Here is a 20,976-nt window from a genome sequence, read left to right on the forward strand (position 1 = left end):
GCGCTTCCCTGTCGAAGCGCCCCTCGCCGCCGCCTTCTGCCTGCCCCCGCCCCTCCCCTGTCCGCTCCGGGTCCGTCGCCGTGCGGCCCGCGGCCGTCGGCGGCACAGTGGAGTCAGGGACTGTGTGCGGGGCCGCGCGGCCTGGGCCGGGCGGGCGCGCGCCGTCCGGCCGCACCGGCGGAAGGACCAGCCGTGGACAACGAGAGCACACGGCGTTTCGTGGTGCAGATCCACGACGCCCGGCGCATGCATTTCGACTTCCGGCTCGAGGTGGACGGCGTGCTGAAGTCGTGGGCCGTGCCACGTGGCCCGTCGGACAACCCGAGCGACAAGCGGCTGGCCGTGCCGACGGACGACCATCCGCTCGCATACCGGGAGTTCGAGGGGGTCATCCCGCACGACGAGCAGGGCAGCGGCACCGTGATCGTCTGGGACCAGGGGACCTACCGCCCGACCAGCCACGACCTGGCGGGCTCCCCCGTCCCGTTCGCCGATTCCCTGGAGGACGGGCACGCCACGTTCTGGCTCGACGGGGCCAAGCTGCACGGCGAGTTCGCGCTGACCCGCTTCCGCATCGACGACGAGGACGGAACCCGGGGGCCGGAGGCCTGGCTGCTGATCAAGGCGAACGACCCCCAGGCCGTCCACGACCGGCCGGGCACCCCCGATCCGTACCACGCGCGCTCGGCCCGTACCGGCCGCACGCTGCATCAGGTCGCCGTCGCGGAGCGGGAAAGCCCGGGCTGAGGCCGCACCGGCCCTTCACCGCGCGCGGTGAGCCGGTCGAGGAGACGGTGCGGCGGCCCCTTGCCCGGGCGGACCTGCCCTCCGGCGCGCCGGAGGGCGTGGACCGCGTGCCCTCCCGTGAGCAGCGGGCCCTCGGCCGCCTCCCTCCGGACCATGCCTCCCGCGAGGTGCGGGGCGGGGCCGGGAGCGCGGTCCCGGCGTACTCCTCACGCGCGCCCCGGGAACGGCCCGCCCCCGGGGCGTCAGGCCCTCACCCGTGCGTCGGGGGCGGGGGCCGCCGGCCTCAGGCCTTCGTGGCGGAGGCGAGGTGGGCGAAGACCACGACGTTGTCCTCGTAGTCCTTCTTCTGCTTGTCGTAGACGCCGCCGCAGGTGATCAGGCGCAGTTGGGGCGTGCCGTTGTCGGCGTACACCCGGTCGTCCGGGAAGTCCGCCTTGCTGAACGTCTCGACCGAGTCGACCTTGAAGGTGGCGACGGTGCCGTCGTCACGGGTGATGTCGACCGTGTTGCCCGCCTTCAGCGTGCTGAGCAGCAGGAACACGGCGGGGCCGGTCTTGGTGTCGACGTGTCCCGCCACTACCGAGGTGCCGCGCTCGCCGGGAGTGGCGCCGTCCTTGAACCAGCCGGCGAGGTTCGCGTCGTCCGCGGGCGGCGCGTCCAGCTGCCCGGAGGGACCGATCGCCAGGGAGGTGAAGGGGGCGTCGACCGCGATGGACCTGATCGAGATCCGCTTGGGGTAGGACGGGGGCAGCGCGGGGACCGCCGCGGACGCCGACGGGCCGGGCGAGGCGGGGGCGGAGGCCGTGGGCAGGGAGGCGACGGAGGGGGCCGGCGGGACGCCCGCCGACGCGTCGAAGGAGTTGTAGACGAGGAGGAATCCCAGCCCCACCGCCACGACGGGCCACAGCAGGGACCGGCCGAGAGCAGGGGAGGCGGAATCTTCGTCGGACGGCTGCGGGGCGGCCATGCGCATGCTGCCTTTCGCGTGCGGGGCGGATGAACGGAGGCGGTACGGGGAAATCGGCGCGGCCACCGCCCCGGGGAGGGGCGGCGGCCACGACAGGATTCACTCAGCGGTACGTGGCACCGGTCAGACGGCCGCGGTACCCGAGGCGTTGCGGCGACGGAGCTTGTACGCGGCGGCACCGAGGCCGCCGAGCATCAGCACCGAACCCGCGGCCAGGCCGCTGCCGGAGAGCGCCATCGCGCCACCGCCGGTGTGGACGCCGCCCTCGGGCTTCTCGTGCTTCCAGCTCTTCTCGCCGTCCTCGTCCCGGCCGGAGCCGGACTCCTCGTCCCTGTCCTTGTCCTTCTGCCAGTCGTCGGCCGTCACTCCGGCCAGCGCGCCGCCACCGGCGTGCACACCGCCCTCGGGCTTCTCGTGCCTGCGCGAGTCCGCGTCCTCACGGTCCTCGTCCTTGTCCTTCTTCCAGTCGTCCGACGACAGCCCGGCCAGCGCACCGCCACCGGCGTGCACGCCACCCTCGGGCTTCTCGTGCTTCCGCGAGTCCGCGTCCTCACGGTCCTCGTCCCGGCCGGAACGGGACCCCTCGTCCTCGTCCTTGTCCTTCTTCCAGTCGTCGGACGACAGCCCGGCCAGCGCACCGCCACCGGCGTGCACACCGCCCTCGGGCTTCTCGTGCTTCCGCGAGTCCGAGTGCTCACGGTCGTCGTGGCTGCTGGCGGAGGAACCGCTGTCCTTGTCCCAGTCGTCCGCCGAGGTCACGGCGTATGCGGCGGGAACGGAGACCGCGAGGACCGCCGTGACGGCGGCCGATGCGAACAGGGTGCGGGCAGAGCGCATGGGTACACAATCCTTTCGCCACTCCCGCGCTGGCCGGCTGGTCGTCGGCTCATCGGTTCACGGGGGCGACGTGATCAACCGTCAGCCGAAACCCGGGGGCGCACCACTCGGGAAGGCCGCATTCGAGCGACGCGGTGGGCCCATCGTGTGACAGGGAACCCGAAGTCACCCGTTGGACGGCACGCCACGCCGGGAGGAGGTTTGGGAAAAGATGATCATCGGTGTAGTGGGGTTCCCGGTGCTCGTAGGATCGCCGCATGGACGACATCGCACCCGAAGGCTGCTGCTCCCCCTCACGCGGGGGGTCTGACGGGCCGTCCGGGGCCGTCCCCCTCACCCCCGCGGCGAGGGTGGAACAGCCGGTGCGGGCGGACGCGCCGGCCGGTGACGGCATGGTGCTGGTGCCGGGCGGTTCGTTCCTGATGGGGACGGAGGACCCGGAGGGGTTCCGGGCGGACGGCGAGGGTCCGGTACGCCAGGTGCGGGTCTCCGCCTTCCGCATGGACGCGCACGCGGTGAGCAACCGGCGCTTCGCGGAGTTCGTGTCGGCCACCGGTCACGTCACGGAGGCCGAGCGTTTCGGATGGTCGTACGTGTTCGCCGGTTTCCTGCCGGCCGCGCTCCGGCGCGGCGCGGGCAGGCCGGACGGCACCCCGTGGTGGTGCGGGGTGAACGGCGCCCGGTGGGACACGCCCGAAGGTCCCGGCAGCGGGATCGAGGACCGCTGGGACCATCCCGTGGTGCACGTCTCGTGGAACGACGCCCGCGCGTACAGCCGTTGGGCGGGTGCGCGGCTGCCGACCGAGGCGGAGTGGGAGTACGCCGCCCGGGGCGGGCTCGAGCAGGCACGCTATCCGTGGGGCGACGAGCTGACCCCCGGCGGGGAGCACCGCTGCAACATCTGGCAGGGGCGTTTCCCCACCAGGAACACCGCGGAGGACGGCTACGCGGGCACGGCTCCGGTCGACGCGTACCAGCCGAACGGCTTCGGCCTCCACAACATGGCCGGCAATGTCTGGGAGTGGTGCCAGGACTGGTGGGGCACCGCCCACCCGGCGGCGCGCCGGAGTGATCCGCGGGGGCCGGGGACGGGGGACGCCAGGGTGATGCGGGGCGGTTCCTACCTGTGCCACCGGTCGTACTGCAACCGCTACCGGGTGGCCGCCCGGACCCGCAACACACCGGACAGCACCACGGGGAACCTCGGCTTCCGCTGCGTGCGCACGGCCTGAACCCGCCGTCATTGCGGCAACATGAATATTTTTCCGGGTCATTGACTTAAAAATCGCGCGGTCATCATGCTGGGCGCCATGCACTCACACGGTGGACCTCTCTCGCGGCTCAGGCGCGGGCACGAGGAACGCGTACTCGGTCTGCTGCGCCGGCACGGACCGCAGAGCCGGGCCGAGCTCGGCCGCCAGGCCGGGCTGTCGCGTACCACGCTGTACGACATAGTCGGGACCCTGGTCGCGAGCGGTGCCGTCGTGGCGGCCGCCGCGGAACCGGGCCCCCGACGGCGCGGCCGCCCGGTCGAGCACCTCACGCTCAACCCCGCGGCCGGCCAGGCGGTCGGCATCGACTTCGCCCGCAGGGCCGTCCACGTGGCCGCCGCCAACGTGGCGCACGAGGTCATCGGTTCGGCGAGCCGGGCCCATCCGCCGGGGCTCTCGTGGGAACGCCGGGTGGAGCTGGCCGAGCGGCTGGTCGCCTCGCTGGCCGGCGGTACGCTCCGGCTGTCCTCCCTCGGCACGACCGGCGCGGTCGGGGTCGGCGTGGTCGGCCCGGTGCGGACGGCCGGGGGCGCGCCGCAGGAGCCGCTGGCGACGCTGGCCGGGCTGCTGGGCAAGCGGTTCGGGGCGCCGGTCCTGCTGGACAACAACACACGGCTGGCGGCCCTCGCGGAGTCCACCTGGGGGGCGGCTTCGGCCAGCCAGGACGTGCTGTACCTGCGGCTGTCGCACGGGGTGGGCGGCGGGCTCGTCGTGAACGGTTCGCTGCACCGGGGCGTGGACGGCCTGGCGGGCGAGCTCGGGCACATCACCGCCGACCCCGGCGGAGCGCCGTGCGAGTGCGGCGGCCGGGGGTGCCTGGAGACGATCGCGTCGATCGGGCCCGTCCTGGCCGCCTACCGCGCGCTCGGCGGACGCGCCGACGACGTACCGACGCTCCTGAGGGCGGTCGGCAACGGCGATCCGGCGGCGCACGAGGTACTGCGGGCCGCGGGCGCCCGGACCGGCGCGGTGCTCGCGGGGGTCGTCAACGCGGTCGGTCCGGGCGTGATCGTGCTGGGCGGGGAACTGGCCAGGGCCAAGGAGGCGCTGCTCGCCCCCGTGCAGGAGGCACTCGACGCGCACGTCCTGCCGCTGGCCCGCGGGCGCGTGACGCTGCTGCCCGCCGGACTCGGCGAGGCGGGCGGCGCGCTCGGCGGGGTCGCCCTGGCCCTCCACGAATCGCCCCTGCTCGCGCGCTACCCGGAACCGGGCAGCGAAGACCTTCCCGAGGACGCCACATGAGTTCCACGGAGACACCCGTCAAGCGGGCCGCTCCCCTCCCGGAGGGCGCGGGACGGAGCGGCGAGCCCCGGCGGAGGGGCGTCCGTGTCCCCGCGGTCGCCCTGAACCTGATCGCCCTGCTGGCCGGCGTCGGCCTGTGGGCGTGGCTGGCCTCGCTCGGGGTGCAGGCGCTCCCGGGCCCGGCCGCCGTGGCGGGCAGGGCGGGCGAGCTGATCGCGGACGGCACGCTCGCCGACGACGCGCTGGCCAGCCTGCGCCGCGTCCTGACCGGCTTCGCGCTGGGCACCCTGCTGGCCGTGCCGGTGGGCTTCCTGATGGGCTGGTACCCGGTGGCGCGGGGGCTGCTGGAGCCGTACGTGCAGTTCTTCCGTACGGTGCCGCCGCTGGCCATGATCCCGCTGGCCATCGTGCTGCTGGGCATCGGCGAGGTGCCCAAGGTGTTCGTCATCTTCCTGGCGGCGTTCCTGTCGAGCGTCGTGGCGGCCTTCCAGGGCGTCGTGGGCGTCGAGCGGACGCTGATCGACGCGGCGCGGGTGCTGGGCGCCCGGGACGGGACCATCTTCCTCAAGGTGGTCGTCCCCGCCTCCGCGCCGTTCATCCTCGTCGGGATGCGGATCGGACTGGGTTCCGCCTGGGGGACCCTCGTCGCCGCGGAACTGATCGCCGCGCAGGAGGGGCTCGGCTTCCGCATGCAGACGGCCCAGCTCTACTACGACCTCCCCACCATCTTCGTCGGTCTGATCACCATCGGCCTGCTCGGCCTTTTGATGGACCGGCTGCTGCTGCTCGCCGAACGACGCCTCACCCGTTGGCAGGAGACCCGATGAACGCCAAGATCTCCTTCCGGAACGTCTCCCGGACCTTTCCGCTGAAGAAGTCCGTCTTCACCGCCCTCGACCAGGTGTCGCTGGACATCGGTGACGAGGAGTTCGTCACCGTGGTCGGCCCGTCCGGGTGCGGCAAGAGCACTCTGCTCAATCTGGCCGCCGGGCTCGCCGCCCCCACCTCGGGCGAGGTCCTCGTCGACGGCCGGCCGGTCACCGGGCCCGGACCGGACCGCGGGGTGATCTTCCAGCAGTACGCCCTCTTCCCCTGGCTGACGGTGCGCGGCAACGTCGAGTTCGGGCTGAAGCTGGCGTCCGTACCCGCCGCCGAACGCAGGCTGCGGGCGGAGCGCGCCATCGGCCTGGTCGGGCTCGGTGATTTCGCCGACGCCCTGCCCAGGACGCTGTCGGGCGGGATGAAGCAGCGCTGCGCGATCGCCCGCGCGTACGCCGTCGATCCGCAGGTGCTGCTGATGGACGAGCCCTTCGGCGCCCTGGACGCGCTGACCCGGGTGCAGATGCAGGACCAGCTCCTGGACACCTGGAGCCGCGACCGGCGCACCGTCCTGTTCATCACGCACGACGTGGACGAGGCCGTGTACCTGGCCAGGCGCGTCGTCGTGATGGCCGCGCGGCCCGGCCGGATCCAGTCGGTCATCGACGTGGACCTGCCCTATCCGCGCACCGAGGCCATCCGTCTCTCGCCGGAGTTCGCACGGATCCGCAACGCGGTCTGGACCTCCGTGTACCACCAGACCCGGGCCGCCCCGGCCGCCTGACCCACCCGTCACCCGCTCCCCCGAACTCCCGTAAGGAACCTGCGTCATGCGTCTACCTCAGCGCGCCCTGACGGCGGCCGTCGCCGTGTCCGCCCTGGCACTCTCCGTCACCGGGTGCTCCGGCGGCCCGTCCGCCGGGGGCGGCTCCACCGTCCGCTTCGGCTACATCAGCGACTACAACGGCGCGAGCCTGCTGGCCATCGCGGACCAGCAGGGGCTGTGGAAGGAGGAGGGGCTGAAGCCCGAGTACAAGACGTTCACCAACGGACCGCTCCAGATCCAGGCACTCGGGTCGGACAACCTGGACTTCGGCTACATCGGTCCCGGTGCCATGTGGCTGCCGGCCTCGGGCAAGGCGAAGGTCGTCGCGATCAACACGCTCGCCCGCGCCGACCGGGTCATAGCCCAGCCCGGCATCACCTCCGTCAAGGACCTCAAGGGCAAGAAGGTCGGGGTGCCCGAGGGGACCTCCGGCGCGATGGCGCTCAATCTCGCCCTGCGGAAGGCCGGGATGTCGGAGAAGGACATCGAGAAGGTCCCGATGGACCCCTCCACGGTCGTCTCGGCGTTCGTCTCCGGGCAGATCGACGCGGCCGGGCTCTGGTATCCGCTGATCGACACCATCAAGGCGAAGAAGCCGGGGCTCAACGAGGTCGCGAGTACGGCGGACTTCAAGGACCGGGCGTTCCCCACGGCCTTCGTGGCACCCGCGAAGAGCGACCCGAAGCTGAACGCCAAGGTCGTCACGGTCCTCCAGAAGGCCAACGACTGGCGCGCCGCACACCCGGACGAGGCCATCGACGCGGCCGCCTCCCTGCTGAAGCTCGACCGCGCCAAGGTGGCGGCCGACGCGGCCAACGTGGAGACGCTCTCCACGGCCGATCTGGTGGCCAGGACCGAGGACGGCACCGTGGACGGCTGGCTGGACGGGCTCGGCGAGTTCTTCGTGGACACCGGCCAGCTCGAGAAGGCCCCGGCGGCCGGCACGTACTACGAGGGCGACCTCTACACGAAGGCGTACAAGAAGTGAACCTCCTCTTCCTGATGACCGATCAGCACCGGGTGGACACCCTGGGCTGTTACGGCAATCCGCACGTCGCCACGCCCCACCTGGACCGGCTGGCCGCCACGGGCACGCGCTTCGACCGGTTCTACACACCCACCGCCATCTGCACCCCCGCGCGGGCGAGCCTGCTCACCGGGCAGGCGCCGTTCCGTCACCGGCTGCTCGCCAACTACGAGCGCAACGTGGGCTATCTGGAGGACCTGCGCGAGGACGCGTTCACCTTCCCCGAGGCGCTGGCCGCCCGTGACTACCGGCTGGGCCTCATCGGCAAGTGGCACGGCGGGACCCGCCGCAACGCGGCCTCGTACGGCTTCGAGGGCCCCGACCTGCCGGGCTGGCACAACCCCGTCGACCATCCGGACTACCTGGCGTACCTGGAGGAGCGCGGGCTGCCCCCGTACCGCATCTCCGAACCGGTCCGGGGCACCGCCCCCGGCGGGAACCGGAGCAACCTCCTGGCCGCCCGGCTGCACCAGCCGGTGGAGGCGACGTTCGAGCACTACCTCGCCACCCGCGCCATCGAACACCTGGAACGGTACGCGGCCGGTGAGGAACCCTTCTTCCTGGCCACGCACTTCTTCGGTCCGCACCTGCCCTACCTGCTGCCGGACGCCTACTTCGACCTCTACGATCCGGAGCTCGTCGAACTGCCGCCGTCCATCGCGGAGACCTTCGAGGGCAAACCGCCGGTACAGCGCAACTACAGCGCGCACTGGGCGTTCGACACCATCCCGATCGAGACGACCCGCAAACTGATCGCCGTCTACTGGGGCTACGTCACCCTGATCGACGAGCAGATCGGCCGCATCCTCACCCGCCTCGACGAGCTGGGTCTCAGCGAGGACACCTCGGTGTTCTTCACGGCGGACCACGGCGAGTTCACCGGCGCCCACCGGCTGCACGACAAGGGCCCGGCGATGTACGAGGACATCTACCGCATCCCCGGCATCGTCCGGATCCCCGGCGCCGCCCCGCAGGTCAGGGACGAGCTGGTCAGTCTCACCGACTGCACCGCGACGATCCTCGAACTCGCGGGCTGCGACCCCTCCCCCGCGGTGGACAGCCGCAGCCTGGTGCCGCTGGTGGAGGGCGGCGAACCGGAGTGGCCGGGTGAGCTGGTCGCGGAGTTCCACGGCCACCACTTCCCCTACCCGCAGCGGATGATCCGCGACGACCGCTACAAACTCGTCGTCAACCCGGAGTCGGTCAACGAGCTGTACGACCTGCGCGCGGACCCGCACGAGCTCAGCAACCGTTACACGCACCCGGAGTTCACGCGGGTGCGGGCCCGGCTGATGCGGCGGCTGTACGAACTGCTGCGGGACCGGGGCGACAACTTCTACCACTGGATGACGTCGATGTACGACATCGGCGCCTCCGACTACGACCCGAGCCTCAGCGCCTTCGAGAACGACGACACGACCTGGACCGCGACCGCGGATCCGGGCGCGACACTCACGGAGACCCCATGAGACGCACGCGGAGGACCGCCCGGCGCCGCCTTCCCCGGTGGGCGGCCGGGGCGGCCGCCCTGGTCTGGCTGCTCACCCTCGCCTCGGCCCCGGCGCACGGCACCCAGAGCCGTCCCGCCACCCCGGCGCACGGCACCCAGGACCGCCCCGCCACCCCGGCGACGTACACCAACCCGGTGTCCACCGGGGCCGTCGACACCTTTCCCGATCCGGCGATGATCCGCGGCAAGGACGGCCTCTGGTACGCCTACGGCACCCAGAACCCGGTCATGCAGAGCAAGGGCGAGGACGGGGAGCGGATACTGCCGATCCTGCGCTCGGCCGACATGGTGACCTGGGAGTACGCGGGCGAGGTCTTCACCCCCGCCGACAGGCCGGCCTGGCACGGCGGTTCGCGGCTGTGGGCGCCCGAGGTGCGTTACGCGCTCGGGCTGTACCACCTCTACTACTCCGTCCCCGGCCGCAACACCGTCGGCCTGGCCACCTCCGTGTCCCCGACGGGCCCGTGGACCGACCGCGGTGCCGTACTGCCCTCACCGAGCGGCTGCCCGTCGGGCAACATCGACCAGGCGCAGTTCACCGACACCGACGGCACGCCCTATCTGTACTGGGGCAGTTACGACACGATCTGCGTCGCGAGGCTGAACCCCTCCCTGACCCGGACCGAGGGCGAGGTCACCCAGGTGGCCCGCGGACGCCGGGCCGAGGGCGGCTTCGTCGTACGGCGCGACGACTTCTACTACCTGTTCTACTCCGACGCCGGCTGCTGCGACGGGGCCTACAGCGGCTACCAGGTGAAGGTGGGCCGCTCGACCAGCCCCACCGGTCCCTTCACCGACGACGAGGGCACCGACCTGATGGCCCTCACCAGCAAGGCGGGCGTGGTCGTCGGGGCGAACGGCAACCGGTGGATCGGCCCCGGCCACAACTCGCTCCAGACCGACCTCGCGGGCCAGGACTGGCTGGTCTACCACGGCATCCCCGCCGAGGCGCCCGACCTGGCACCCGCGTCGGGCGGCACCCTGAAGCTGACCAGACGCCCGATGCTCATCGACCGGCTCGACTGGATCGACGGCTGGCCCGTCGTGCGGGCGGGCGCGGGGCCCTCGGACGGGCCGGCCGCCGCACCGGTCACCTCCTGGGCGGCCGGCGGAACCTTCAACGAGGGCGGCCTGTCGGGCTGGCGCGCCGAGGGCGCCGCCCCCGCCGGGTGGTCCACCGCGAGCGACCCGGCCGCGCGCGGCCACGCGGTCCACACTCCGGGCCCGTCCGCGAAGGACACCGCCTATCTCCTCGCCGGCGGGCGCGCCCCCGCGGGCCTGCGGGCCGAGGCCGATCTGAAGGTGACCGGGCCGGGCGGTGCGGCGGGCCTCACCCTCGCCTACCGGGACCCCGGCAACCGGATCGTGGCCTGGCTGGACCGCTCCCGCGGCGCCCTCGTCACCGACGTACGCGTGGGTGGCAGGAGTCGAGGTGAACAGGTCACGGCGCTGCCGTCCGGATTCTCCTGGGACACCTGGAACAACGTGTCCGTGGAGGTGCGCGGCAGGAGGCTGACCGCCGAGGTGACCGGTGACCGGCTGCGGGATCCGGTGGCCGTGCAGTCGCGTGACCTGCCGGCCGCGGCCGTGCGCGAGGGCGCGGTCGGTGCCGCGGCACGGGGCGCGGGCGCGGCGGCGGACAACGTGGGCGCGGCCGCCCTGTACCGGCCGGTGACGAAGCGGGTGGCCGTCGCTCCGCCCGGGCGCCTCCTCCCCGGGTACGGCGACGAGTTCGACACGGCCACGGTCCCGGGCACCCGCGCCGGCTCCCCCTGGCAGTGGGTGCGCGGGCCCGCCGCGGGGGTCACCATGTCCGGCGGCGCTCTCTCCTGGCCGACCCAGGACGCGGAGCTCCATCTGGGGGACAACACGGCCTCCGTGCTGCTGCGGGACGCGCCCGAGGGGGACTTCACGGTGGAGACGAAGCTGCGGTTCGCCCCCGGCCGGGCCGCCCAGCAGGCCGGACTCATCCTGTACGAGAACGACGACCGGTGGTTCAAGCTCGTCCACTCCGTGCTGCCGCTCACCAACGGCGACGGCGCCGTGCTCGACGTGAGCGAGTTCGGCAAGGAGGGCGAACGCCCCACCACGACCCCGCCGACGGCCGTGGCGAACGCGCCGATGTTCGGCGGGCCCACGGCCGACACCATGTGGCTGCGGATGACGTACCACCGTGACGCGGCGCACCGGGAGCACGAGGTACGCGCGTCCACCAGCCGTGACGGCGTCCACTGGTCCCCCGGCGGGACCTGGACCCTGCCGGTGCGGGGCGCGCTGAGGATCGGGCTGGTCTCCCACAACCGGTCCGGGGCGACGGCGGACTTCGACTACGTACGGACGTACGCCGCCCGGTGAGTCCGGCCGCCACTTCCTGAAGCCAGGACCGCCGGATCTCACGTTCCGTCACCGAGGAGGACGATCAGGAGGGGCACCTCCGGAGTGAGCCCGTCAGAACTTGGCGGCAACAGGCCCTGAAATACCTGCTGTTGCCCATGTCTTGACGTGTTCGTAACAAGGGTGGAGTATCTCGCACAGCCGGAGAGAGCGCTCTCCGGCTGTGCGCGTCGTGTACCCGCCCCACGACAGAGGAGACCTCCGTGAACGCACCTTCGAACCTCCACAGACCCCGCCCCGCACCGGCCGGACGACGCAGCGGTGTGCTGGCCGTCATCGCCGGCCTCGTCCTCTCGCTCCTGGCCTTCGTCCCCCAGACCTCCGCGAGCGCCGCGCCCACCCTGCTCTCCCAGGGGAAGACGGTCACCTCGTCCAGCCAGGAGAACGACGGCACCCCCGCCTCGGCCGCGGTCGACGGGAACAACGGGACGCGCTGGTCGAGCGCCTTCTCCGATCCGCAGTGGATCAAGGTCGACCTGGGGGCCGCGGCCTCCGTGAGCCAGATCGTGCTGCGCTGGGAGGCGGCCTACTCCACCGCCTACCGGGTCGAGTTCTCCACGGACAACACCAACTGGAGCACCGCGTACTCCACCACCACCGGCCCCGGCGGGAACGAGACGCTCACCGTGTCCGGCACCGCCCGCTACGTCCGGCTGACCGGTACCGCGCGGGCCACCGGATACGGGCACTCGCTCTGGGAGTTCCAGGTGTTCGGCACGGTGGGCGGCGGCGACCCGCAGATCCCGGGTGGCGGTGACCTCGGCCCCAACGTGCTGGTCTTCGACCCCTCGACCCCGAACATCCAGGCCAGGGTCGACGCGATCTTCAAGCAGCAGGAGTCCGCGCAGTTCGGCACGGGCCGCTACGCGCTGATGTTCAAGCCCGGCACGTACAACAACATCAACGCGCAGATCGGCTTCTACACCTCCATCGCGGGCCTCGGCCTCAAGCCCGACGACACGACGTTCAACGGCGACGTCACCGTCGACGCCGGCTGGTTCAACGGCAACGCCACGCAGAACTTCTGGCGCTCGGCGGAGAACCTGGCCCTGAACCCCGTCAACGGGACCAACCGCTGGGCCGTCTCCCAGGCCGCCCCCTTCCGCCGCATGCACGTCAAGGGCGGGCTCAACCTCGCACCGAACGGCTACGGCTGGGCGAGCGGCGGCTACATCGCCGACAGCAAGATCGACGGGCAGGTCGGGCCGTACTCCCAGCAGCAGTGGTACACCCGCGACAGCTCGATCGGCGGCTGGGGCAACGGCGTCTGGAACATGACCTTCTCCGGCGTCGAGGGCGCCCCCGCCCAGAGCTTCCCCGAACCCCCGTACACCACGCTGAACACCACCCCGGTCTCCCGCGAGAAGCCCTTCCTCTACCTCGACGGCAACGACTACAAGGTGTTCGTCCCCGCCAAGCGCACCAACGCACGCGGTGTCTCGTGGAACGGCACCCCGCAGGGTGAGTCCATCCCGCTGAGCCAGTTCTACGTGGTGAAGCCCGGCGCGACGGCGCAGACGATCAACGCCGCCGTCCGGCAGGGTCTGCACCTGCTGTTCACCCCGGGCGTCTACCACGTCACCGAGCCCATCGAGATCAACCGGGCGAACACCGTGGCGCTCGGCCTCGGCCTCGCCACGGTCATCCCGGACAACGGCGTGACCGCGATCAAGGTCGGCGACGTCGACGGCGTCAAGCTCGCCGGACTCCTCGTGGACGCCGGTACGCAGAACTCCCCGGTCCTCGTCCAGGTGGGACCGGAGGGAGCGGCGGCCGACCACGCGGCCAACCCGACCAGCCTCCAGGACGTCTTCGTCCGGGTCGGCGGGGCGGGTGCCGGGAAGGCGACCACGGGCATGGTGGTCAACAGCGACGACACGATCATCGACCACACCTGGCTCTGGCGCGCGGACCACGGCGACGGGGTCGGCTGGGAGACCAACCGGTCCGACTACGGGCTCCGGGTGAACGGTGACGACGTGCTGGCGACGGGCCTGTTCGTCGAGCACTTCAACAAGTACGACGTCCAGTGGTACGGCGAGAACGGCCGGACGATCTTCTTCCAGAACGAGAAGGCCTACGACGCCCCGAACCAGGCCGCCATCCAGAACGGCGCGATCAAGGGCTACGCCGCCTACAAGGTGGGTGACTCCGTCACCACCCACGAGGGCTGGGGCCTGGGCAGCTACTGCTACTTCAACGTCGACCCGACCATCCGTCAGCAGCACGGCTTCCAGGCTCCCGTGAAGCCCGGGGTCAAGTTCCACGACCTGCTCGTCGTGTCCCTGGGCGGCCAGGGCCAGTACGAACACGTCATCAACGACACCGGGTCCCCCACGTCCGGTACGTCGACCGTCCCGTCCCAGGTGGTGTCCTTCCCCTGAGCCGGGCGGGATGAGCGGAGGCCGCTCATCGCACGGCGCGGGGCCCGGCAGGAGGTGTCTGCCGGGCCCCGCGTCACGCAAGGGAACAGGTCACCGGACGGTGCAGGCCCCACCGCCCAGCGTGAACGCGGCCGGCGCGGCGGCGGTGCCCGTCGAACTGCCGGTGAAGCCGAAGCCCACCGAGGCCCCGGGGGCCACCTTGGCGTTCCAGCCGACGTTGGTGGCGGTCACCTTGGCCCCGGTCTGCTGGTGCGTGGCGTTCCAGATCTGGGTGACCTTCTGGTCGCCCGGGAAGGACCACCCCAGCTGCCAGCCGTCGTAGGCGGTGCCGCCGGTGTTGGTGACCGTCACCTCGGCCTGGAAGCCTCCGGACCACTGGTTGGTGACCTTGTACGCCACCGCGCAGCCGGCGTCCGCCGGCGGCTCCCCCGGGCCGGGACCCGGGTCCGTGCCTCCGCCGCCGGACGCGGAGGACTCCCCGACCTGGATGCCCCGGCCGTTGGTGGAGACGTAGACCCGGCCGTAGACCCGCGGGTCCCCGGTGATCGCCGCGCCGGTCCAGGCCCACTGGTGCGCGTCGTCGTTGATCCGTGTCCAGGTGGCGCCCTTGTCCGTGGAGCGGAAGATGCCGCGTACCCCGCCGATCTTCGCGCTGACGAAGACGGTCTGGTACGAGGCCCCGGAGGCCGCCTTGCCGAAGCCGACGCTGTCGGCCTGTTCCACCCCGGAGAGCTTGGTGAAGCTCGCGCCGGAGTCGGTGGAGCGCCAGAGCCCGTACGCTCCCGTCGGGGCGCCGCCCGCGAGCCAGATGTCGCCCTCCGCGCCGGGCAGCGCCTTGAAGCGGACGTTCCCCTCGGCCGGGAGCCCGGTCGCCTTCGCGGTGAACGTGGCCCCGCCGTCGGTCGACACGTAGAAGGTGCCGGCCTTGAACCCGTAGTACGTTCTCGGGTTCTTCCGGTCCGACTCGACCGTCGCCCCGGCGGGGATCCCGGTGGAGGCCGTCCAGGAGTTGCCGTAGCCCGTGGTGCGGTGGACGCCCGCGCCCTCCGGGCTCCAGACGAAGCCGCTGCCGTCCGCCGCGGCCGCGACCGTTCCGCCTCCGGTGACGCCGGAGGGCTCGGAGCCCTGGAACCAGTTGGCACCGTTGTCGGTGGAGAAGCCGATGTGCGGAGCGGTGTCGGAGTTTCCGACGCGCACGACCGTTCCGGGTGACGTCTCCGCGAAGTCCAGGCTGGTGGTCGAGTCCAGGTTCGGCGAGGTGAACATCATGGCGGGCACGGCGTCGAGGTCCGTGTGCCGGAAGCCGCCGATGTCACCGAGCGCGCTGAGCAGCGGAGCGCCGGAGGGCGGGCTGGCCAGGTCGTTGACGGCCGTCTCCTCCAGGCCCTTGACCATGGGCGTGATCTTGAACTGGCCGCCGGAGTCCCAGGACGTGAGGTTCTCGGTGCCGTAGACCGTCGCACCCGTGCCGTACATCATCCGGTTCGAGTCGAACGGGTCGATCTCCAGCGACTCCGTCATCCAGCCCAGCTTGGGTGCGGTCTCCGGCGGGGACGGGTTCGCACCCCAGCTGAGCCAGGGGACGGAGGAGACGTCCAGGGTGTAGCGGTTGGCGCGGTTCGGGTAGCTCGTGTAGTCCCACGCCTTCGTCCAGGTGGCGCCGCTGTCGGTGGAGCGGAAGATCTGGGTGTCGGGCCACCAGGAGCTGTAGGCCGTCGCCATCAGGGTGCCGGGCTTCTGCCGGTCGACGGAGAGGCCGCTGAAGCCGTAGTAGGTGTCGGCCTCGGCGACCGGGCTGACGTCCGCCCACACGCCGGTCTTCGTGTCGTACCTCCAGATCCGGCCCTTGCCGCCGTCGTAGGGGCCGCCCGTGTCACTCAGCGTCAGGTAGAGGTGGCCGGTCGCGGAGTCGAGTACGCCCTTGTGCGCGAGGTAGCCGGTCGGCTGGCCGGCGATCCTGGACCAGGTGCCGCCGCCGTCCGTGGAGCGGTAGACGGTGTTCTGCTTGTCGGCGACCCCGACGTAGATGTCCCGGGTGGCGCTGCCCGCGCTGCCGGAGCGCTCGTCGAAGGTCACCCAGACGATGCCCTGGTTGTCGTTGCCGTATCCGCTGGTGTCGGACGGGTCCTGCGCGTAGTTGCCCGGGTTGGGGAAGGCGGTCACCTTCGACCAGGTGACCCCCGAGTCGGTGGAACGCCACAGGCCGTTGCCGCTGGGGGCGCCCAGGTACAGCACGGAGTTCTTGTTGGGGTCGACGGCGAGCCGCTCACCCATCCCCCGGCCCGGCATGTTGCCGCCGAGCTTGAAGGGCAGCGTGGCCGCCTTCCAGGAGGCACCGCGGTCCGAGGACCGCAGGACCGCCCCGTTCGTCGGGTCCCAGCTGTTGGTGTACGTGCCGACGGCCGCGTACACCTTGTCGGGCTGGGCCGTGTCGGAGGCGAGGCTCACCACTCCGGACCAGCCCCAGCGGTCCCAGTCCACCCAGTCGAGCAGCGGCTTCCACTGCTTGCCCGACTGGTCCCAGCGGTAGGCGCCGCCGATGTCGGTACGGGCGTAGGCGAGGTTCTTCTCGGTGCGGTTGAAGACGATGCCCGGCACGAAGCCGCCGCCGTCGATCCGTGCGTTCTTCCAGGTGTAGGTGTCCGCGGCGAGGGACACATCCGATGCCTCGGCCGCCGCGGGCCTTTCGTCCGAGCGTGCCACGGCCGGGGTGGCGGTGATCGACACCCCGGCGGTGAGGGCGAGCGCCGCCAGTAGGGCGGCGATGGGTCTGGCGCTCAAGCGCACGGAAACGTCCTCTCCGAGCTGGTCCGCCGCGCAGCGGCGGTACGGGACTGACACAGAGATGGGAGCGCTCCCATAGCGCATCCCGATCGTAGCGCCGCCCGTCGCCCGAGAGAAGGGTGGTGCAGCCGTTTCATCGGATGAATGAGCCCACCGCCGCCGCGAGAGCCCGTCCGCCCCGCCTCACGGACCCCCGCCTCCCTCCGCACGGCCACCGGAAGGCGCCGCACACGTTCTCCATATATCCGAAGACCCCGTGACGCGACGGGCACGCGGAACGGGAAATCACTTCATGAATGCGCCACCCCATTCACGGAGAACCTCCGAAGAAAAGCGAGCAGCACTCAGCTTTTGCGATTTCGTGAATACCGATATCTTTCGGAGCTCCGAAGGGAGCCGCGCCGCGGGCCCTCGGATTACGGGGTCAGGGGAATCGGGGAAACCTGCACACGGCGTGCGCACACCGATCACGCGGCCGGGCACGGAACCCCAGGTCCAGACCTGCTGGACAGGCGATACCGGCCGGAGTGCCCCACTTGAGGGGCGTGCGGTTGCGACGGCCCGGAATTCCTCCGGTGAAGCTCGTGAAGAAAATGCCCGCACGGAATGACCACGTGTGCGCGTCATTCGATTCCAGCGGCCCGATAACCGCGGATCCACCTCGGTTCGATTGGCTGTACGAGGGGCGGGCGTGCTTTGATCCTGGCCCGACGGAGGCCGCACCACGGGTTTCCGTTTTACGTGCACAAGCAATTTCCCGACGAAGGGCAGCGCTCATCATGAACAACACCCCCCAGGTCGAGACCACCGAGATCTCCGACAGCGACCTCGACAACGTCTCGGGCGGCCTCGTCGGCGGTCTCGTCGGCAACGTCACGGGCACCGTCGAGGGCGTCGTCCCGGTCGCCGGCACCGTCGGCTCGGTCACCGGCCTCGTCGAGGGCGCCACGGGCGTGAACACGGGCGCGGTCACCGGTCTGGCCACCGGCCTCACCGCCGGCCTCTGAGAGACGGCAGTACCCCGCCGAGCCCCGGAACCGGTCGGTTCCGGGGCTCGGTGCCGACCGCCGACAGGTGAGGGAAGAGTTCCGTGCAGTTCCGCCAACAGGCCCTTTCCAAGCTGCAGTCGCCCGAACAGCTCGATCTTCCGGTGCGGTTCGCCCGCCCGCAGGGCCTGCTCGCGCTCTGCGTGACCGTCGCCGTGATGGCCGCCGCCTGCTTCTGGGCCGTGACGGGCTCGGTGGCCGCCACCCTCGACGCGCCGGGCATCCTCACCCACTCCCGGGGCAGCTACGTCCTGCAGAGTCCGGTCGCCGGACAGATCACCGAGGTGCTCGCCGACGAGGGCGGCACCCTGCCCCGCGACTCCCCCCTGCTCAAGGTCCGTACGGAGAAGGGGGAACGTGTCGTCCGGACGATCGACGCGGGCCGGCTGACGTCCGTGGCGGCGACGGTCGGCGCGGTGGTCACCACCGGCGCGGACCTGGCGAGCGTCGAACGGATCGACGGCGCCGACGACCCCCTGGTCGTCCTGCTGTACGTGTCCGGCGGCAGTGCCGCCTCGGTTCCGGTGGGTGCCCCCGTCGACCTCACGGTCCAGTCCGTGCCCGCCCAGCAGTACGGCGTGCTGCGCGGCAGGGTGGCCGCCGTCGGCGGCGCGGCGCAGACGAGGCAGCAGATCACCCGGTTCCTCGGCGACGCCCAGCTCGGCGAGCAGTTCTCCCGACACGGCAGGCCGCTGGCGGTCCTGGTGAGGATCGAACGCTCGGACTCCACGGAGTCCGGCTACCGCTGGTCCTCGGCCGAGGGCCCTCCGTACGCCATCGGCTCCATGACCCAAGCCACCGGCTCCATCCGTCTCGCCGACCAGCACCCGATCGATTGGCTGCTCCCGTGACCGCACCGCACCCGTCCCCCGCCGCCCGGCAGTTGCCGCCCCCGGGGCGCGGCAGGCACCGCCCGGAGGGGGGCCCGGGCGGCAGGCGGAGGCCGCGTGCCGCGCCGAAGCCCGCCCGGACGAGGACGGTACGCACCCCCACCGTGCTCCAGATGGAGGCCCTGGAGTGCGGCGCGGCCTCGCTGGCGATGGTGCTGGCGCACCACGGCCGCCATGTGCCGCTGGAGGAGCTGCGGATCGCCTGCGGCGTCTCACGTGACGGCTCGCGCGCCAGCAACGTGCTGAAGGCGGCCCGTGGTTACGGCCTGCGGGCCAAGGGCATGCAGATGGAACCGGCGGCCCTCGCGGAGGTCCCCGCGCCCGCGATCCTGTTCTGGGAGTTCAACCACTACGTCGTGTACGACGGCACCGGGCGCCGCCTGGGGCGGCGAGGCGTACACATCAACGACCCGGGCAAGGGACGGCGGTTCGTCCCGGCCGAGGACTTCGACACCAGCTTCACCGGAGTCGTCCTCGTCCTCGAACCGGGCGAGGGGTTCGAGCGCGGCGGCCGCAGGCCCGGAGTCATGGCCTCCCTGCCGGGCCGGCTGCGCGGCACGAGCGGCACGATGCTGGCCGCCCTGCTCGCCAGCCTGCTGCTGGTGGCCGTCGGCGCCTCGCTCCCGGCCCTGAGCCGTACCTATATCGACATGTTCCTGATCGGCGGGCAGGACTCGCTGCTGGGCGTGCTGTTCGCCGCAATGGGCACCATGGTCGCCCTCACGGCCGTACTGACCTGGTCGCAGCAGGCCAACCTGCTGCGCGGGCGCGTCATCTCCTCCACGCTCGGCGGCGCGCGCTTCTTCCGGCACCTGCTCCGGCTGCCGGTCACCTTCTTCGCGCAGCGCGGCCCGGCCGACCTCGTCCAGCGCCTCCGGTCGAACGACGGCGTGGCCGAGACCCTCGCCCGGGACCTCACCGCGGCCGCTGTGGACGGCGTCGTCGTCCTCCTCTACGCGGTCCTGCTGTGGACGTACGATCCGCAGCTGACCGTCCTCGGGGTGGGCATCGCGCTGCTCAACGTGGTCGCGATGCGCGTCGTGGTGCGGCTGCGGGCCACCGGCACGCAGAAGCTGCGGGCCGACAGCGCGCGGCTGACCAACACGTCGTACACCGGTCTCCAGCTGATCGAGACGATGAAGGCCACGGGGGGCGAGGACGGGTACTTCCGCCGGTGGGCGGGACAGCACGCGACGACGCTGGACGAGCAGCAGCGCCTCGGGGTGCCGAGCGCCTGGCTGGGCGTCGTGGCTCCCGCCCTCGCGACGCTCAACAGCGCGCTGATCCTGTGGATCGGCGGTCTGCGGGCCGTGGAGGGGCACATCTCGGTCGGCCTGCTCGTCGCCTTCCAGGCGCTGGTGACCCGCTTCACCGCGCCGGTCACCCGGCTCAACGGGGTGGCGGGCCGGATCCAGGACTTCGCGGCCGACGTGGCCCGCCTCAAGGACGTCGAGAACTTCCCGGTCGACGCCCTGTACTCCCGCCGCGAGCCGGCCGCGAGCACCCGCCGTCTCAAGGGCCATGTGTCGCTGGAGGACATCACCTTCGGCTACAGCCCGCTCGACGAGCCCCTGCTCTCCGGTTTCTCCCTGTCGGTGGGTCCGGGCCGGCAGGTGGCGCTCGTCGGCGGTTCGGGCAGCGGCAAGTCGACGGTCTCGCGGCTCGTCTCGGGTCTCCACAGCCCGTGGGAGGGCACGATCCGCATCGACGGGCAGCGGCTGGAGGACATACCCAGGGGTGCTCTGGCCGCCTCCGTCTCCTTCGTCGACCAGGACGTCTTCCTCTTCGAGGGGACCGTCCGGGACAACGTGGCGCTGTGGGACCCCTCCGTCCCGGACGAGGACGTGACGGAGGCCCTGCGGGACGCCGTCCTGTACGACGTCGTCGCCCGCCGCCCGGGCGGCATCCACAGCCGGGTGGAGCAGGACGGACGGAACTTCTCCGGCGGGCAGCGCCAGCGCCTGGAGATCGCCAGGGCGCTCGTACGCCGGCCGAGCGTCCTGGTCCTGGACGAGGTCACCAGCGCGCTGGACGCCGAGACGGAGCGGATCATCATCGACGGCCTCCGGCGGCGCGGCTGCGCCTGCGTCGTGATCGCGCACCGGCTGAGCACGGTGCGCGACAGCGACGAGATCGTGGTCCTGGACCACGGGACCGTGGTGGAGCGCGGCCGGCACGAGGACCTGGTGGCCGCCGGGGGCCCCTACGCCGATCTGGTCAGGGAGCACTGAC

Annotated in this window: 15 protein-coding genes; 12 read left to right on the top strand and 3 right to left on the bottom strand. The window is 71.8% G+C overall.

The features are described 5' to 3' along the window. The first annotated feature begins 141 nt into the window (after window positions 1–141). Complete coding sequence (locus ACFVS9_RS23375) at window positions 142–747, top strand: DNA polymerase ligase N-terminal domain-containing protein (protein WP_389935105.1); 606 nt, start codon at window positions 142–144, stop codon at window positions 745–747. Between the two features lie 283 nt (window positions 748–1,030). Here the strand turns inward: ACFVS9_RS23375 and ACFVS9_RS23380 are convergent, their stop codons facing one another. Then, on the bottom strand, window positions 1,031–1,714 hold the full coding sequence (locus tag ACFVS9_RS23380; protein WP_389935067.1) for a class F sortase: 684 nt from the start codon (window positions 1,712–1,714) through the stop codon (window positions 1,031–1,033). A gap of 123 nt (window positions 1,715–1,837) precedes the next feature. Further along, on the bottom strand, window positions 1,838–2,551 hold the full coding sequence (locus ACFVS9_RS23385) for a hypothetical protein (protein WP_383117146.1): 714 nt from the start codon (window positions 2,549–2,551) through the stop codon (window positions 1,838–1,840). A gap of 257 nt (window positions 2,552–2,808) precedes the next feature. On the opposite strand from ACFVS9_RS23385, the gene ACFVS9_RS23390 reads away from it, so the two are divergent. The 8 genes from ACFVS9_RS23390 to ACFVS9_RS23425 all read left to right on the top strand — a co-directional run bounded on the left by ACFVS9_RS23390 (window position 2,809) and on the right by ACFVS9_RS23425 (window position 14,024). Next, on the top strand, window positions 2,809–3,783 hold the full coding sequence (locus ACFVS9_RS23390; RefSeq protein WP_383117145.1) for a formylglycine-generating enzyme family protein: 975 nt from the start codon (window positions 2,809–2,811) through the stop codon (window positions 3,781–3,783). A 66-nt stretch (window positions 3,784–3,849) separates the two neighbouring features. Continuing rightward, window positions 3,850–5,064, top strand: a complete 1,215-nt coding sequence (locus ACFVS9_RS23395; protein ID WP_389935070.1) for an ROK family protein — start codon at window positions 3,850–3,852, stop codon at window positions 5,062–5,064. Then, a complete protein-coding gene (locus ACFVS9_RS23400) occupies window positions 5,061–5,891 on the top strand; it encodes an ABC transporter permease (RefSeq protein ID WP_383117143.1) in 831 nt (276 codons plus the stop codon). The genes ACFVS9_RS23395 and ACFVS9_RS23400 overlap by 4 nt, the downstream gene beginning before the upstream one ends. After that, the gene (locus tag ACFVS9_RS23405) at window positions 5,888–6,667 is read left to right on the top strand and encodes an ABC transporter ATP-binding protein (RefSeq protein ID WP_383117142.1); all 780 of its coding nucleotides are present in this window, start codon (window positions 5,888–5,890) and stop codon (window positions 6,665–6,667) included. Before ACFVS9_RS23400 ends, ACFVS9_RS23405 begins: the two co-directional genes overlap by 4 nt. A 46-nt stretch (window positions 6,668–6,713) precedes the next feature. Next, a complete protein-coding gene (locus tag ACFVS9_RS23410) occupies window positions 6,714–7,697 on the top strand; it encodes an aliphatic sulfonate ABC transporter substrate-binding protein (RefSeq protein ID WP_383117141.1) in 984 nt (327 codons plus the stop codon). Beyond that, complete coding sequence (locus tag ACFVS9_RS23415; protein WP_383117140.1) at window positions 7,694–9,205, top strand: sulfatase-like hydrolase/transferase; 1,512 nt, start codon at window positions 7,694–7,696, stop codon at window positions 9,203–9,205. Before ACFVS9_RS23410 ends, ACFVS9_RS23415 begins: the two co-directional genes overlap by 4 nt. Next, a complete protein-coding gene (locus tag ACFVS9_RS23420; protein WP_389935075.1) occupies window positions 9,202–11,601 on the top strand; it encodes a family 43 glycosylhydrolase in 2,400 nt (799 codons plus the stop codon). Before ACFVS9_RS23415 ends, ACFVS9_RS23420 begins: the two co-directional genes overlap by 4 nt. Before the next feature lie 242 nt (window positions 11,602–11,843). Then, the gene (locus ACFVS9_RS23425) at window positions 11,844–14,024 is read left to right on the top strand and encodes a discoidin domain-containing protein (protein ID WP_389935078.1); all 2,181 of its coding nucleotides are present in this window, start codon (window positions 11,844–11,846) and stop codon (window positions 14,022–14,024) included. A gap of 90 nt (window positions 14,025–14,114) precedes the next feature. Here ACFVS9_RS23425 and ACFVS9_RS23430 read toward each other — a convergent pair whose 3' ends face one another. Then, complete coding sequence (locus ACFVS9_RS23430; protein WP_389935081.1) at window positions 14,115–16,811, bottom strand: cellulose binding domain-containing protein; 2,697 nt, start codon at window positions 16,809–16,811, stop codon at window positions 14,115–14,117. A gap of 776 nt (window positions 16,812–17,587) precedes the next feature. Between ACFVS9_RS23430 and ACFVS9_RS23435 the strand changes: the two genes are divergently transcribed. The 3 genes from ACFVS9_RS23435 (at window position 17,588) to ACFVS9_RS23445 (ending at window position 20,975) form a co-directional block, all read left to right on the top strand. Continuing rightward, on the top strand, window positions 17,588–17,815 hold the full coding sequence (locus ACFVS9_RS23435; RefSeq protein WP_383117136.1) for a type A2 lantipeptide: 228 nt from the start codon (window positions 17,588–17,590) through the stop codon (window positions 17,813–17,815). Between the two features lie 83 nt (window positions 17,816–17,898). Beyond that, window positions 17,899–18,705, top strand: coding sequence for an HlyD family efflux transporter periplasmic adaptor subunit (locus ACFVS9_RS23440; RefSeq protein ID WP_383117135.1), 807 nt, complete (start codon window positions 17,899–17,901; stop codon window positions 18,703–18,705). After that, window positions 18,702–20,975, top strand: a complete 2,274-nt coding sequence (locus ACFVS9_RS23445; RefSeq protein WP_389935084.1) for an NHLP family bacteriocin export ABC transporter peptidase/permease/ATPase subunit — start codon at window positions 18,702–18,704, stop codon at window positions 20,973–20,975. Before ACFVS9_RS23440 ends, ACFVS9_RS23445 begins: the two co-directional genes overlap by 4 nt. Window position 20,976 lies beyond the last annotated feature (1 nt).

Source organism: Streptomyces sp. NPDC058008 (genome assembly GCF_042886395.1).
Classification (GTDB): Bacteria; Actinomycetota; Actinomycetes; order Streptomycetales; family Streptomycetaceae; genus Streptomyces.

Coding starts and splice junctions, on each gene's coding strand:
- ACFVS9_RS23380 (WP_389935067.1), bottom strand. CDS start 1,714: ATGGCCGCCCCGCAGCCGTCCGACGAAGATTCCGCCTCCCCTGCTCTC.
- ACFVS9_RS23385 (WP_383117146.1), bottom strand. CDS start 2,551: ATGCGCTCTGCCCGCACCCTGTTCGCATCGGCCGCCGTCACGGCGGTC.
- ACFVS9_RS23390 (WP_383117145.1), top strand. CDS start 2,809: ATGGACGACATCGCACCCGAAGGCTGCTGCTCCCCCTCACGCGGGGGG.
- ACFVS9_RS23395 (WP_389935070.1), top strand. CDS start 3,850: ATGCTGGGCGCCATGCACTCACACGGTGGACCTCTCTCGCGGCTCAGG.
- ACFVS9_RS23400 (WP_383117143.1), top strand. CDS start 5,061: ATGAGTTCCACGGAGACACCCGTCAAGCGGGCCGCTCCCCTCCCGGAG.
- ACFVS9_RS23405 (WP_383117142.1), top strand. CDS start 5,888: ATGAACGCCAAGATCTCCTTCCGGAACGTCTCCCGGACCTTTCCGCTG.
- ACFVS9_RS23410 (WP_383117141.1), top strand. CDS start 6,714: ATGCGTCTACCTCAGCGCGCCCTGACGGCGGCCGTCGCCGTGTCCGCC.
- ACFVS9_RS23420 (WP_389935075.1), top strand. CDS start 9,202: ATGAGACGCACGCGGAGGACCGCCCGGCGCCGCCTTCCCCGGTGGGCG.
- ACFVS9_RS23435 (WP_383117136.1), top strand. CDS start 17,588: ATGAACAACACCCCCCAGGTCGAGACCACCGAGATCTCCGACAGCGAC.